Below are 14,982 nucleotides of genomic sequence, written 5' to 3' on the forward strand. Positions count from 1 at the left end.
CGGTGCTCGATGCTTGCCCATTTTGGCACCCCCTTTTTCCAAAGGATAGGTGTCCGTTTTGGCGGGTCAATCTCAAAAAGGACGCGTCGAGGACATGAGAGGCACTCGAATTTTGCTGCCCGTTTGACCGAATAGCGGCCATCTGCCTCGATGTCGGCGACCGTCTCTTCATGGCCGAGAACAGCAGCTCGATGAGCCTTCTACAGAGCTGACATTTAGGTCGCTCGCGTGAGCTTTTTCTATGATCTGTCTGAAAGCGAACAAACGGCCATGAAGGGACCTTGTTTCGTGGCATCGCTCGCACCTTCAGAAGGCCGGTCAACTCAGTAAACTGTCATTCGGAATACGCGGGCAGTACCGACGGGTAGCGAGCGCCTACGACTTGCTTCCGTTGCCGAGCTTCGGCCGTTCAGCGCACGGCCCGTTGCCCCCGCAGGTACAGGAGACAGAGTTTGGGCGTCGTCGAGCAAGTGATCAAGGATCGTAGCCGCCGCACAAGAGATGGTCGCGACCTCAAATGATCACGTACACGTTGCCGACTTCCGGACTATTATCCGCTCATGACTGGATAAGCTACGCTTGCACGGTGACTGGATGCCCGCTGGGTGCGGCTGTCAGGGCAAAGGAGGGAAACATGCAACGCTCGGCGTCGTGTTCATGTATTCGCGCCCCAAGTCAAAGTTATTGCCCGATGCGATCGTTCGTGCTCGGCCTGACGTTTGCCTACGCCATCGCTGGATACGCCGCTCCGCCGCTTCCGAGCGGGGGACAGTTCGTCGCAGGCAGCGGGGCTATAGTGACCGGCGGCCAGTCGGTCACGATCAACCAGACGTCGTCGCGCGGCGTCATCGACTGGCGCAACTTTTCGATCGGGTCGTCGCGCACGGTGACCTTCAACAACGGCAGCGGCGCGACGCTCAATCGGGTGACGGGCGGCGATCCGTCCGCGATTGCGGGGCAAATGCACGCGAGCGGCAGCGTTTATCTCATCAATCCGCAGGGTGTGCTCGTGGCTCCCAACGGCGTGATCGCGACGGGCGGGCGCTTCGTAGCATCGGCCCTGACTATCGATCCGAACGCCTTCATGCAAGGCGGGCCGCTCACTTTTTCGGGCGGAGGCAACGGTGCGGTAATCAATCTCGGCAAAATCGGTTCGAGCGGCGGCGACGTGTTGCTCGTGTCGCGCATGGCGGTGATTAACGCCGGAAGCATCGATGCGCCGAAGGGAACGGTTGAACTGGTGGCAGGCAATCAGGTGCTGTTGCAGGACGCGTCCGGCGGGCAACAGGTATTCGTGCAAGCAGGAAGCGGTGGCACGGTGATAAACGCGGGCACGATCGAGGCGGCGCAAGCCAGCTTGCAAGCGGCTGATGGCAACGTGTATGCCCTCGCGGGCAACAGCGCTGCGATACGTGCGACCGGCACTACGACCCGCGATGGTCACGTCTGGCTCGTCGCCGACAAGGGCGAAGTTCATGCGGACGGCACGATCATCGCGACGAATGCGGACGGTAGCGGCGGTGCCGTTGACACGCGCGCATCGACGCTCGACATTGGCAACGCGACGGTGCTTGCGGGCCATTGGACGTTGAGCGCGCCGATATTCACGATCGACGGGAACGCTGCCAGTGCCATCTCGCGCAGCCTAGGCAAGGGCACATCGACGAACGTTATGACGACAGGCGCGAACGGCGATATCACAGTGAACGGCAACGTCGAGTGGCAAGGCGGCGCATCGCTTGCGCTGAATGCCGCGCATAGCGTGTCGATCGTCCCCGGTGCGGGTATTCGCAACATCGGCGGCGGCAATCTGACCGTTCGCGCCGATGCAACGGGTGTCAACAACGGCGGCGGCGCCGGCAATCAAGGCACGATCGATTGGTCGCGAAGCAGCGGCATCGTCAGTCTGTTCTACGACATGAACAGTAGTTATTCGGCCGGCACTCTGCTCGCCAATCGATGCTGGCCGGGCTTGCCCTTCAGCGGCTACGTCACGCAGATCACGGCGTACAAGCTCGTGAACAACGCCACGGACCTCGGGAATGTGTCGCGCGATCTGAAGGGCAACTACGCGCTCGGCAAGGATATCGACCTGAAGACGACGCAGAGTACCTCCTTCAATCCGATCGCCCCGGCCGACACCGCACCGTTTGCCGGGCAGTTCGATGGCTTCGGCCATGTCGTCAGCAACCTGAATATCCAGGTCCCAATTCAGGGATACGTACGGTATGCCGGGATGTTCGGCGTGATCGGATCGGGCGGCGTCGTGCGGAACCTCGGGGTGGCGAACGCCAGCGTCGAGGGCGGTATGGGCGGCAGTTACGGCGCGCTCGCCGGCCGCAACGATGGCGTCATCGCGTATGCATGGTCAACCGGTGGAGTCGGGTCGGGTGCGCCGTTCGGCGGCATCGGGGGCGGCGGTCTCGTCGGGTGGAACAAGGGCACGATAGAACGGTCGTGGAGCGGCGCATCGGTCGGCGGCAATGGTTCCTATGGTGGTCTCGTCAACCAGAACGATGGCTGGATCGTGCAGTCCTATGCGAGCGGTTCGATCAACGTCGGCGGCTCACATGGGAGCGGCGGAGGTCTGGTCGGCGTGAACACCGGGCTCATTCAGCAATCGTATGGCACGGGCCGTGTCGGCTCGCTGGTAGGAGACGGCGCACTGGTCGAATACAACGCCAGCACGGGCGTAATCGAGGAGTCTTTTGCCGTGGGGTGGTCCAGTGATCGACCCACGCCCGATACCTATGGCGCCATCGCCACGATGAACTCGGGGACGATCCGCAACGACGTTTACTGGAACAAGGAAACCACGAATCACCCGAACGCGGTGCATTTCGCAGAGGGCGGCAGCGCGCCGCCCCCGACGAACGGACTGACCACTGCGCAGATGAGCAATCCGGCGAGCTTCGTGTCGTGGAACTTCGGGCCGTCAGGCGTCTGGGCGATGCCCGCCGGCGCGACGTATCCCGTATTGCGGTGGCAACTGACGGCGCATTGAGAACCCTTTGCGGCCCGTAACGTCGCCTCATTTAGCGACCGCACTTATTCAGGATGCGACCTTCGTTCGGACAAGTGGCGAGCGGAAGAAGAGGGTCGAAACTGTGAGTTGGCGAATGCACGAGGTGGCCGTCCCGCTTCGCGACGACGTTAAGTCGGCACCCCCCAGTTTGCTGACGTAAAAGATAGCCTCATCGTACATCGGCAAACGCCGAGGTCTGCTGGACAGATCGCCTGGCGATTGACCGGAGCTCCGAACACAACGGGGCGTCCGGCAGGCATGGGTCCAAGTGCCGGCGCCCTCCTCCTAGTAGCGCACCCGCTGCTGCCACGTCCGATCAACGAAAACGTCGATGGCTCGCGGATTCTGCGCGGGCTGCCACAGCACTTTGTCAAAGACGTTCACGGTGTACGCATTGTCGTAGGTACCGGTCGTGTACGAGCCGAGCTGCTTGCCGACGCACGCCCGCGCACCCGTGCTATAGGCGTAGTCGTTCTGGATCTCGGATACCTGCGGCTGTCCCGTCTGTTCGAATGATCCATCGCCGCCCCACGATCCCGGCGCATTGTCGCCCGATCTCTGATGCCCTTGCACGGCAACCGATCCGCGCACGGCAGGTTGTAGCGGGGCTGGACAAGGGTCATACGCGTCATAGACCTCTCGCGCGTAGCTCGAGCCATCATTGCCGTCCGCTTGATCGCACTTCGGGAATGGCCGACCTCTGCCGAGATCGTGATAGAGCTGATCGATTGGCGGAACGCAGTCCGACACTCCTTTCGGGCCACCGTTCGACGCTGGATTGGCTAGACACAGCAGCACCTTGCAACCGTACTCGGACGCGTGTGCGGATGCGGCAACGCCGATGATGAACAGCACGACGATCAGTTTCTTCATGGTATTTTCTCCGAGGCGCGTGTTGCTTGCAAGAAAGCGCTCAATTCACGAACCGAACGAACGGGGCGTCCTGCGACGCGCTGTTTGCCGTCGCCCGTCGCGCCGGTACGGCCTGCGATTCCTGTGACGTCGGCACTTGCTCGGCCCGAGTTTCGGTAACCGCCGGCGCCGCTGCAGCGCTCGGCGTCATGAATTGGACCTTCACGGCGGAACCCTTGCTGGACCCCGCAATCGCGGACGCGGCAGGCTGGTCACTCTCCTGCGCCCCTTCCGCAAAGATGACCCACTGCGCCGTCGCCGCGCGTGCCATGGGCGTCGTCGGCCGAGTAGCTGGGTGAACGGCCACTGGACCCTCGGAGCCTTCGGGCTTCACAGCCGGTACGACCGGAATCGGAATCGGCGGAGCGGCCTCCATGGCGTTCGCAACGACCTTCTGCACATAGCTCGACTGGCCGGCTTTTTCCGATCGGAAGCCGCGCGTGAAGTTGCCCGAGTAATAGCAACTGAACGCGGCCCGCAAAGCGCGTTGATCGTCACTGATCTGCGCCTTGGCCCGAAGAAAGCAATCTTTGAGAATCGCACCGCCCGCCTTGAGGTTACGGCACGGGTCGAACACGGTCTCATACCGCTCGCCATACCGGGCGAAGTTGGAGCGGTTGACCTGCCCCAGACCCAACGAGAAGTTAAAGCCCTGCCGCTCCAGCTCACGGGCCGTCGCCACCGCTTCGGCTAGGCTACGGGGCTGACGCTCGAGGCGGCCGCCCACGACGCCGATCGCATAGGGGTTCCACGACGATTCGGTACTTACCACGCCCCTGAGCGTGATCGGATCGACGTCCGGCGCGCACTCGGCCGCCAATTTTTCAAACGACAGGGGCTGCGTCAGCGTTTGCGCTCCAGCACACCACGGAACGGCGCCCAGTAAGCTGGTGATCATTGGGAGCAGCTTAGGCGCCTTCATACTGAATCTCCGAGACATAGCGACGACCGTCCCCACCGCGCTTGAATTGAACCACCACCTGGATGAGCGAGCGGGCGTAGCCGATAATCTGGTCTTTGCCCATCGGTGTGCCGAAGCGCATCACCATCTGCGCGAGCCGGTCGTACATCAAGCTCGGGCTATCGGCGTGAATCGTCGTAATTGAGCCGGTATGCCCCGAGTTGAGCAGTTCGAGATAGGAGTAGGCTTCCGCGCCGCGCAGCTCGCCCATGATGGGGCGATCCGGCGTGAGTCGCAGCATCGCTTCCAGCAGGTCCACCGCGGAGACTTTGGCCACGCCCTGCCCGCCACGCGAATAAAGCATGTGCAAGCAGTTCCGTTGTGGCGGCCGGATTTCGCGCGAGTCCTCAATCGTGACGACGCGCTCATGGTGGGGAATCTCTTTGAGGAGCGCATTCAGTAAGGTTGTTTTGCCGGCGTTCGTGCCGGCAGAAATGACGATATTCTTGTGCGCGCGAACCGCGCCACGCAAGAAATCTTCCCATTCGCGGGCCTTGTACAACTCCCGTAAGCGATCATCCGAATACGTCTCGTTCGCTACCTTCTGGTTCACATCAGTGAACGCGCCCTGCTTGCTGTACTCCGATAGTCCAATATCGAGCAGCGTAGGCTTGCGGATACAGAGGGCGATGGTCTGTTCCTCCACCGCCGGCGGCCGAACCACTTGCACGCGGTAACCGCCACGCTCCGCATCGGCGACACCATCGGAAAGATCGATCGGAATTGTCGCGGCCAACAACGGCCGCTCCCGGTCGGTTTCCTGATTCGTGTAAGACGCCGTCACATCGGCTAAGGACTCGAGCAACGGGTAGTTCAAATCCGGCGCGTGCACTCGCTCCATATACCGCAGGCCCTGCCGCCCCAGCCAGAGCTCTCCCGGTCGATTGACAGCCAGCTCAGTGACCGCGGAATCATCGAGATAGCCCACAATCGGCGCGAGCTTGGCCCGGAAGGACGCAATCTGCGACATCGCGTGATCCTCACTGTATGAACGTCACACCGTCGGCATGCTTCGACGCTTCGATTTCGTCCTTGTAGATCGACGCGAAGTCGAGATCTTTGTTCACGTAGATGCGAACACGGGAGCCGGCCGGCACGGTGATGGTGGGCGGGATATTGATGTACGGCTGCAGCACGGACTCCGAGGTTCGGGCAGCCGCCTCCTGCACCGACTGGCGGTAAGCCGCGGCCGAGTTGTACTGATCGCCCGAGCTCACGCCGGCGTTCGACGCGCCAGCGCCGATGATCGATAGCAGCGCGGACATGCCGAAAATTTCGGCAAAATGCGTGTCCACGATGCCACCCATGCCGGCCGTGCCGAGCTGGTCCCCTCCTGCACTATCCAGCGCCACTTGCACGCCATCCGGCCGCCGCACCATGTTCCAGATTACGAACAGCCGGTCCTGGCCCTTGCGTACTTCGGCGCTGTACACTCCGCACACCCGTGAGCCCCACGGGATCAGCTTGTTTCGGTCCTGCGCGCCGTACACATCGCGCTGAACGGTCGCGCACACCATGCCTGGCAGATCGGAGATCGCGCGTGGTTCAAGCACCGCTTCGATGACCTTGCCCTGCAAGACCTTGTAGGGGAGGTCATCGATTTGATTGGCCCGGCTCACCGCCACGCCGTTGCCCGACACCGCACGCGCGAAGCGCGAGTTCGCGTCCTGACCGCCTCGCTCGCCGCTACCCCCACGAAAGGCGCCGAGCGCACCCGTATTCGCTTGCCCTCGTTCGCCCCCCTCGCTATCCTCGCCGCCGACCGGTTGAGCAGATGCAGATGTCGAATTGGTCGCGTTCGTCGAGTTAGGTGGAATGATGGCTGACTTCATGCGCGCTTCCAACATGCGCCGCTCTTGCTCTTGACGCTGCATTTCCATCTGTTCGCGCTGGGCTCTCAACGGGTCATCGGATTGCGTCGCGCTAACCGGCGTCGTGGCCGGAGAGGAGGCCACTGCCGCGGCGCTGGCCAATTCCTGACGCTTGAGCTTGGGCACAGGTTTCCGCTCGGGAATGCTGAGGTCGCTCCCGCCAGACGCCGCCGCGCGTTCGCTCGCGCCGTGCTTGAGATACCAAACGGCGCCCAGCACCGCCGCGGCAACGACGGCGATCGCGATCCCGCGTAGCTTGGTCTTCCGACCGTCGGCGACCAACGAAGTGTGAGTCTGTTGTTCCCACTCGCGCACGGCCGCCTCGCGGTCTTCGTGCGGCCTGTCGAGTCGATCGGCCATGTCAGTGGTCTCCAACCGGACGCATTGAAGTACTCGTCCCGCGCCGATACGGGTTCGCGTTGTTCTGCACACAGAGATGGGAATTGCCGTTACGCAAGGTGAACAGACTGGCCGTGCGTTCGACCACGAGGTATTGCCCTTCTCGCCGTGTGTTGACGATCGACTCTGTTCCGTCGGGACCCACCGTGTACACCGAGGGGATCTCGGCGTTCTGATCGAACAGGAAGTAGGTGAACTGGCCGTCGTCGAACGCCCGGCTCAGTGCAATGGCGGTCTTGTCGCCCGACGTGCCGTAATCGAGATTGAGCCGGGAGGAATCGAGCCCGTTACTCGCGCGGCGTGAACCGCTCGCACCCGCATAGGTGTTGGTGTTCGCGTTCGGGTAGACGAAGCGCACGAGGAACGTCATGGAGGCGCGGCTTCTCGAACTATTGAGCTTGAAATAGTAGGTGCGCTTGTCGGTGATCACCGTCAGATTCGTGGCCGCGTTGGGTTCGACTGGCTTCAAGAAAATCCGGTTCTGGTACGGAACCGTCTGCCATGCAATCGAATCACCTAAGCTCACCACCTTGACCGTCTCATCGTTAGCAAACTCGATAGACGTCTGATACCCATAGGTCCCGACGATTTCATAGACCTGGTTTGGATCGTATGGCACCTGCTTGACGCGATCATCCGTCACCACCGAATGAGGCGACTTCGCGGCGTACGCGGGGACCAAGACCATCGAAATCGACGCGCCGGTGGCAATGGCAACAACAAGGTTTGCGTTGATTTTCATGGTCCGTTTCCGTATGCAAGCCGGCTATTGGCGGCTCAGTTCCTGATCCTTGCGGTATGAGGTGGCGGCAAAGCCCAGGGCGTTTTCCCAGCGATCACCAAGCACGAGTGGTTTGAACGTGAAGGTGTAGCGAACGAGCGCCGTGTAGTAATCAATCTTGGGGGCACTACCCGGCTTTTCGATGATCGACTGGAACGACACCTGATACGCGTCTTTTCCCAGCGAGGTGATGCCGGTGATTTTTGGATAGCGACGGCCACCCGGACCAAGTTGATAATACGGGTTGGTCGGATTATCGGGGCTGGTCTCTGCGTCATATTGCGCCGCGATTGGCTCTGTTGAGTGCAGCCGACAGAGATCAGCGAAACGTTGTCTCCAGTCAGGGTCGAACGTGTTGCAATACATGATGAAGTCGTACACCTGGCTTTGAACAAAGCTTTCCTGCCCCGTAATCGTTTCTCGTGTGACGACCTGCTGTTTCACGACGTGGCCGTTCGCGTCGATGACCGACACCACCGGAATGACCGTGTGAACGGTCGCGAGGACCGTGACCGCACTTGCCAGACCGCCGACGACGAACAGCAGAAGGCCAATGAATAGGTACGCACGGTTGCGCTCCTGCTTCAGCTTGTTCGAGCCGCCCAACTGCGCGGCCTGGGTCTTGGTGTCTCCTAGAAATGTTCGCTTGCCGAATTTCATTTGCCGACGCCTCTTGACATCATCATGCGGGCGAACATCACTAGCGTGCCGGTCGACGACGAGGCACCGCCGGCCAACGCCGATGCCCAGCTGCGGACGCTCAACATGAATAGGATCAAGACGCCCTCAACGATGACGAGTTGTGCGGTTTGCTCACTGGTAGCAAAGCCGTCCGATTGCGCCGCCTGCCCCGCAACATCAATCGCATCGCCGAACGCAAGAAAGCCGAAACGTACAATGGCGATCACGAGAATATAGATAAAGCAGAAGGTAAGCATCTTGCTCACCCAGTTCATAAACCACCGCCGCGTTTCTTCAAACATTAGGAAACCGATGAAGAGAGGACAAAGGACCATCGTGATAGCAAGGCCGAACTTGGCGATCGTCATGTACATCAGCGCGAGAACGAACAAACTGCAATTCACAACGAAAAGCAAAATTCCGTCACAAATCATCGCAAACTGATAAAGGTTCACGCTGCGAAGGCGTTCCGATACAGCTTCCACATTGCCCCATAGTGCGTCGAGCATCTCCGCCGTTGGCTTTCCAGCCATGATCGTGGCGGCCGCGCCTTCCATGAACGATAAGAAGGCGCTGTAGATCACTTGCGCTAACGCTCCCCAACTAAGGGTGCTGAATACTGCTACTGTCATCACGCACTTTGCCAATACATCTTTCCACTGCATCGGTGCATGACCAGCGTAGACTTTGTAGCCAAAAAGCGCCCAATAGAGAATCGCAGCTAGGTAGATCGGTGCCGAGATTGCCCCCGCGATAGCGGGATACGTTTGCGTTAAAAACGACTGCGTGACACCGTCGGCCGCACCGACCAAGCCCTGCAGGGTCAAGGCCGACATGGCTATTTGCTCCCCATCACCGAGCGCCAATGTGCCCGCACGTTTGCATCTAGAACTTCTTCTCGATTTATCGCCGTGCCTGTGTCGTGAGTAACCCGCCTCCTGATCTCGCCGACACAGAAATTGAAGTTCCTGGACTTTGCGTCCACTTTCTCGAAGACAATTTCGCCGCATCGAATTGGATACAGGGAAACCCATTGTTCCAGTTGCGCTTTGTCAGCGGTTAATAGAGGATTGCTCGCAGGCACCACAAGCACACTACTGCCCGATGGCGGCGCTAGAGGCGCCGCACTTGATACTTCAGGGTTCATCGGCTGCTTCGGAAAGAAGTAGTACACAGCCCCACCAATCGCGACGACAACCGCGAGCCCCGAGACGATCATCCAGAGATTACGCATCGGCTTTGCTCCCGAAGTAGGACGTATTGAGGTTCTGGAAGGCACATGCGCACGGCGACTTGTCGAACTTGTTTGACGTACTCGTGCAACCGGTCGCCAGAGCCACGAAGAGCAACACCACGAAAAGGCGCCACCCTTTTTGGAGAACTTTGAGGAGTGGCCAAAACGTCAGTATCGCCGGCAAGAAAGCGAATAGGATTTTCATATGGCGATCTCCCTTGACGTCCGTGCTTACTGCATGCGGAAAAGGCTACTGGCCTGTGCGACGAAAATACTTCTGTGTTGCTGCGGTCGCTTGATTCTGCTGATTGAGCATATTCGCTTGCAGGTTCATGTTCATGGCATTGAGCTTCGCCATCGCACTTTGCAACATGCCGTTTTCACTCGAAATGCGGTTCTGTAGGTCTTGCGCGTCCTTGATGTTGCTCGTTGAATCGACTTGCTGGCTCATCACCGCCAGATTATTCAGGTGCGTCTGCACTTCCGAATACAAGGTATCGCCGCCAGCCATCGCGGCCCGCACCGAGTCCGTGCTCATCTTGTAGGTCGTGGCATTTTGCGCCTGTGGATCAGCAAAGAGATCTTGCGGCATGGTATTGATCAGCTTTTCGTAGTAGCTTTGCCTGGCGCCAAACGCCCCACTCTGCTGTTGCGCCACGACTTCTTGCCACGAGCCCGGCACCACCGACGCTGAACTCATCGCTTGATTCAGACCAATCTGCCCGCGGCCGTAGCTACCGGTGATCGCGGCGTATTGGCTCTTGAGCGTTTCGTATTGCTGCTGCATCTGCGTCAACTGCTGTTGTAATTGAATCATCGTTGCGGCGTCGAATGTCGGGATACCCGTGCAAAAAGCCGGCACCGGCGCGCCAAATGAAGCGATCATCGTGACGACAACGAGGACTTTTCTCATGGTCATGCTCCTGGGCGCTTGAGGTTGTGCGTATTCTTGGCAATCGAACGTGCCATAAACACCGGTACCCACTGCTCGGGATCATCGGTTCCCAACTCACGAATGATTTGATCCATGAGCGCCACGCCCTTGTCGTTCGACGAAAACACTGGGATGAACTCGGGCAGCTCTGATAGATCGAACTTCGCCTTGATCGACTCATTCCCGCGTCGAATCAGGAATGTGCGGCTTTCGACGGGCGTGTCCCGCACGAACTCATATTCCGCGGCCGTCAGCCCAAGCACGTCCACGAGATCAGTCCGCCTGGCTTCGCTGTTCGGCAGATAGATCTTCGTTGCCGTTTGCTTCAGAATCGAGTCGGTTTCGCTGTATAGATATTTCGCGTCAGGTGTGACGAAGACCAGCAACCCGTTCTTGCGCCGAATCTGCATGATGTAGCTGTCGATCTTCTCGCGCCAATATGCATGCTTGACCAGGTTTTGGCCTTCTTCCAAGACCAGGATGAACGGCTCTCCGTTCATCGCTTGCTCGATGCGATGAAACGGGTAGCTCAGCACGACCGGGAGTTCGGGCCGCGCCACGCCGTCCTTGATGAGTTGCCGCATCTCGTAGCAGTAGTGCCGACAGGTGCTCAGATCGATGTTGTCATGCGCGTTGTCGAACACGCCCCAATTCGCACCCATGTGACCGTTCGCGCCGTGCCATATGCGCATGTCTTTTGCCAGCTCGGCTTGACCGAAACACCACGCAACATTACGTAGACGACGGTCTTCTTCCGGCAGCTCGTAGTTTTCCTGAACGGCCCTCTTGAAGCGCTCGATATCGTCGGGCGTGATCCGTCCGCCGTAGCACGTACGCATCAGCGAAAGCAGCTCAACCAGGTAGGCGCGATTCTCCGGTGTGTCGGGTAGCTTCATCGGATTCCAGCCGGTGCTGCCCTGTACCGTGAGCGTTGTGTGCTGGCCGCCCATCGCGCACATAAAGACCTTCGCCCCCTCGCGGTTGTCAAACCAGAACACCCGTGGCCGAGCCTTGTCGGCCATCGTGATCAACGCCGACAACAAGGTCGTCTTACCCGCTCCAGTGTCCGCCGCAAAGCCCGTATGACCTGCCACCATCCCTTCCATTTCACGATGGAAGTTGAAGTAATAGGCGGTGCCGCTCTGGGTCTCGAACGGCATGATGGCCGGCCCCCATAGGTTGCCGTCGATCTTCCCGACCGCGAAGTTATGCAACGAGGCGAATCCAGCAAAGTTGCTCGACTTGATCTTGCCGCGGCGCCCCATGAAGTGTTGCGCCTGCCCAGGCAACTGAGCCCAAAAGAAGGTCTCCACCGCGAACCACTCGCGCACCGGCTTGACGCCAAGGTTGACGAACGCCTTTTTGAGCAGGCCAACTGCTGCATCCAGCTCGGCGATCGTCTGCCGCTTGTTCTCCGTGGGATCACCGAACTTCGTCGTCGCCGGCACGTGCACGAGCATGCTTAGGTGATGCAGGCCGTTCACCGATCGACCACGAGTCAGGTCTTGCAAACCCTGGGTGATCTCGTCCCTATCTTCGTCCGCCGTACCCTCCCGGTCATTGACCACGATACGCCGACGCTCCTGCTTCATATCGTGTTCGGCTGTAATCCGGTCGGTAAAGAAGAACGACTGCGTGATGATGTATTCGACCGGCTGACGGAGGAATTCGTCAAGCATGCGCGACGGCGTGCGCGAAGGCCATTCAGCCATGCTCAGCATGGCACCGGCGCGTGTACCGCTCAGGTTCTGAACGGCCATCATGTTGCTGACCATTCTGAAATCGAGATACGACACCGCGAGCGTGCGGTCGAGCTGCAGCTCAGTTAGCGGTACGCGCTCGTCTTCCAGATTGATGAGGTAGTGCAGGAAGGCCCCTATCTCGGTGTAGTCGGCACCGAGGAAGTCGAGCACGTCATCGCGCCTATACGCGTCGTGGTCGCCGTGTAAGCCCTGAAACTCGTGCCATCCCAGCTTGAACCGCTCGATGGCAGTCTGCGCATCGGTTCGACTGACGCGCTCACGTACGAATTCCGGCCTGCGTTGAACGGTTAGTTTGCGCGCGCCGTAGCTCGACAACGTTTGCGCGATCAAGTTGGCAGCATCGTTGAGGTCTTTTGCCTGATCTTCGAACGACTCAAGATCCTCTTTCGTCACGCTCGCGCTCGACATGAGTGAAAACAGCCGGTCCAAAACACCGGGCGCACCTTGCCGGAAACGGTTACGGACGATGGATATGTAAATTTCGTTCACGAAGAACGAGCGCGCTTCATAACGCTCCCGCCAAGCTTGATTGAAGCGCTGCGCGAGCCACGTGCCGCCCTCCCCTGTCGGATACTGATTCATCTTGCGACGAACCAGATGGACGTACACGCCACGGTCGCTATTCGCGATCGAACGCAGCACCGTGTTGCGACGGCGCTCGAACTGCTTGACTTGGGCTGCGCTTAACGACTCGAAAAGGAGACCGTCGAGCTTGATGACCTGCAGCAAGCCGTCATCCTTGGTGATGACGGTTTCATCGTCGTAGTGCACCGTGTACGGAATCATGTCGCTCAGGGCCATTTCCCTGGCGTCGGCGACGGCACCTTCTGGCGTCGGCATCGACAACGACATGTCGAACTTCTCCTTTAAGACATCAGCGAGGCGCATAGCGTCGGCATCCCCAGAATCGTTTGTTCGGACACGTCTTCAGGTGGGTCGCGGCTGACAGGATGTCGAACAGGTACACGTCTTTCAGGCAAACAAGGTAGCTCATCAGCAGCAGAACGGGGATGCATGCCGCAGCCCAAACAGATCGGGTGATCAACGCAGCCATACCGGGGAAATAAAAGCTCATCGCCAGACTGGCGAGCGTCAGCCCGCCGATCATGGTGGGACGGGTCATCGCCGCCACGAGCGATTCGCCCTCGTCGTCCATTTGCGCGTCGTCGGTCATGAGATGGCCCCCACGGAACGAGAACGAAGATCAGCGACGATATTCGGGGCGAAGAATACGAGGGCAATGCCAAGTCCCCAACCGCCAAGCGTCATCAGGTCGATGCGACCGCTTTTCCAGCGATAGCCCTGAATCGCTAAGGTGATGATCCCGATGTAGTAGCCCCACTCGAACACGAGAAGTTGCGTGATCGACTTCAGGAATGCCGTAATGCCGGCGAACGCTCCCGAGGCGTCTTGTGCGTAGGCGAACTGCGGAAGAAATACGAAGGCGAGCATGATCACATTGCTCGTCAGATCAAGAAGTTTGTCTAAATCCCCTCTCTTGCATGGGACTACTAAATGTTCCTTTTCGGTACCGTTGCCCTCTTTCATTATGGACCTCGCAGCTTGTGAGTTTTCCTACGTCGAGAAGACCACAGACACTGTCTTGGTGTGCGGACAGCTCTCCTTGATGAAATCGACGGCTATGTCCAAACGCTTCCAAAGCTTGGTTTTGCCGAGCGCAGTAACGACCTCGTACATTTTTTCCTGCGCGGGTAGCCTCACAGTCATTTGCCACCACCGGCTACCTTCATGTTCTGTTTCAGCTAGGTAAACCACGTAGTCCGGTTGAGCCTCGTCGAGCACGGTCAACTCTTTTTTGGTCAGGGTGAGCACTTCTTCCTCGCTGTCGCGAAACAAAAACGGAAGTAATGCCACGGCAAGGCTCAGTTTTCCACGTTTGATACGGGTTTTTTCACGAATAACATCTTTCGTGTCACGATGAAAGTGATTTGATTAATATAAAAGCACAAACATTAGATGAATGCAAGGAAGAAAACGCTTGATCGAAGGGAAATTTGACCATGGCGCCGCGCTTCGCCGTACCGTTTATGGTCGAGAAAAGGCAATTAGACGGTGGTTGCCTGCCGATTTGATGTGAACGCTTTCAATCGTTTGCGAATCTGCCCAGAGGATAGTATCGGATATTTATCTGGAGAATCGTGTGATCGCTTCGACTCAATCGCTTCGATGAACGGATATCCAGCGCCGCGAGTTGCTGCCGGGACGGCGCCAGCCCCTCGCACTTGCGCAGCAGCTGCAGCGCAATGCCGGCGACAGCGGCGCGTCGTCGCGACGCTGCCGCCTCGTCTCGGGCGGGCCGGCCGGCGAAGTCCTTGCTATCGAACGCATCCCCGCAGCCAAGTGTGATCAGAAGTCTACGCATGCGGTCACTGTGTTACGGCACTTCTCAGAGCAAAGCTT

Annotated in this window: 15 protein-coding genes; 1 reads left to right on the forward strand and 14 read right to left on the reverse strand. The window is 59.0% G+C overall.

The features are described 5' to 3' along the window. Positions 1-691 precede the first annotated feature (691 nt). Positions 692-3,004 carry a two-partner secretion domain-containing protein gene (locus AWB79_RS24920; protein ID WP_061170118.1) on the forward strand — a complete coding sequence of 771 codons (2,313 nt, stop codon included), beginning with the start codon at positions 692-694 and terminating at the stop codon, positions 3,002-3,004. 306 nt (positions 3,005-3,310) lie between these two features. Here the strand turns inward: AWB79_RS24920 and AWB79_RS24925 are convergent, their stop codons facing one another. The 14 genes from AWB79_RS24925 to AWB79_RS24990 form a co-directional block, all read right to left on the reverse strand. Then, positions 3,311-3,898, reverse strand: coding sequence for a hypothetical protein (locus AWB79_RS24925; RefSeq protein ID WP_061170119.1), 588 nt, complete (start codon positions 3,896-3,898; stop codon positions 3,311-3,313). 40 nt (positions 3,899-3,938) lie between these two features. Continuing rightward, positions 3,939-4,859 (reverse strand): lytic transglycosylase domain-containing protein, encoded by a 921-nt coding sequence (locus tag AWB79_RS24930; protein ID WP_198399091.1) that lies wholly within the window; start codon positions 4,857-4,859, stop codon positions 3,939-3,941. Further along, positions 4,846-5,868 (reverse strand): P-type DNA transfer ATPase VirB11, encoded by a 1,023-nt coding sequence (virB11, locus tag AWB79_RS24935; protein WP_061170120.1) that lies wholly within the window; start codon positions 5,866-5,868, stop codon positions 4,846-4,848. Before virB11 ends, AWB79_RS24930 begins: the two co-directional genes overlap by 14 nt. Before the next feature lie 10 nt (positions 5,869-5,878). Further along, entirely contained in the window at positions 5,879-7,129 is a 1,251-nt protein-coding gene (locus AWB79_RS24940) for a TraB/TrbI/VirB10 family type IV secretion system protein (protein WP_061170121.1), read from the reverse strand. Between the two features lies 1 nt (position 7,130). Further along, positions 7,131-7,856 carry a P-type conjugative transfer protein VirB9 gene (gene virB9 / locus AWB79_RS24945; protein ID WP_374728565.1) on the reverse strand — a complete coding sequence of 242 codons (726 nt, stop codon included), beginning with the start codon at positions 7,854-7,856 and terminating at the stop codon, positions 7,131-7,133. 78 nt (positions 7,857-7,934) lie between these two features. Continuing rightward, positions 7,935-8,609 carry a VirB8 family type IV secretion system protein gene (locus AWB79_RS24950; protein WP_061170123.1) on the reverse strand — a complete coding sequence of 225 codons (675 nt, stop codon included), beginning with the start codon at positions 8,607-8,609 and terminating at the stop codon, positions 7,935-7,937. Next, positions 8,606-9,466, reverse strand: coding sequence for a TrbL/VirB6 family protein (locus tag AWB79_RS24955; protein WP_061170213.1), 861 nt, complete (start codon positions 9,464-9,466; stop codon positions 8,606-8,608). Before AWB79_RS24955 ends, AWB79_RS24950 begins: the two co-directional genes overlap by 4 nt. Before the next feature lie 2 nt (positions 9,467-9,468). Further along, positions 9,469-9,864 (reverse strand): flagellar basal body-associated FliL family protein, encoded by a 396-nt coding sequence (locus AWB79_RS38455; protein WP_074169423.1) that lies wholly within the window; start codon positions 9,862-9,864, stop codon positions 9,469-9,471. Positions 9,865-10,114: 250 nt separating this feature from the next. Beyond that, on the reverse strand, positions 10,115-10,777 hold the full coding sequence (locus tag AWB79_RS24965) for a TrbJ/VirB5 family protein (protein ID WP_374728563.1): 663 nt from the start codon (positions 10,775-10,777) through the stop codon (positions 10,115-10,117). A 2-nt stretch (positions 10,778-10,779) separates the two neighbouring features. Next, positions 10,780-13,413: a VirB4 family type IV secretion/conjugal transfer ATPase gene (locus tag AWB79_RS24970; RefSeq protein WP_061170214.1), complete on the reverse strand. Its 2,634-nt coding sequence runs from the start codon at positions 13,411-13,413 to the stop codon at positions 10,780-10,782. Between the two features lie 22 nt (positions 13,414-13,435). Then, positions 13,436-13,735, reverse strand: coding sequence for a VirB3 family type IV secretion system protein (locus AWB79_RS24975; protein ID WP_061170126.1), 300 nt, complete (start codon positions 13,733-13,735; stop codon positions 13,436-13,438). Then, positions 13,732-14,109 carry a TrbC/VirB2 family protein gene (locus AWB79_RS24980; RefSeq protein WP_061170127.1) on the reverse strand — a complete coding sequence of 126 codons (378 nt, stop codon included), beginning with the start codon at positions 14,107-14,109 and terminating at the stop codon, positions 13,732-13,734. The genes AWB79_RS24975 and AWB79_RS24980 overlap by 4 nt, the downstream gene beginning before the upstream one ends. A 27-nt stretch (positions 14,110-14,136) precedes the next feature. After that, positions 14,137-14,436 carry a hypothetical protein gene (locus AWB79_RS24985; protein WP_198399093.1) on the reverse strand — a complete coding sequence of 100 codons (300 nt, stop codon included), beginning with the start codon at positions 14,434-14,436 and terminating at the stop codon, positions 14,137-14,139. Positions 14,437-14,665: 229 nt separating this feature from the next. Next, positions 14,666-14,944: a hypothetical protein gene (locus AWB79_RS24990; protein WP_061170128.1), complete on the reverse strand. Its 279-nt coding sequence runs from the start codon at positions 14,942-14,944 to the stop codon at positions 14,666-14,668. Between the last annotated feature and the right edge of the window lie 38 nt (positions 14,945-14,982).

Origin of the sequence: Caballeronia hypogeia (assembly GCF_001544875.2) — a bacterium.
In the GTDB taxonomy this organism is placed as follows: domain Bacteria; phylum Pseudomonadota; class Gammaproteobacteria; order Burkholderiales; family Burkholderiaceae; genus Caballeronia; species Caballeronia hypogeia.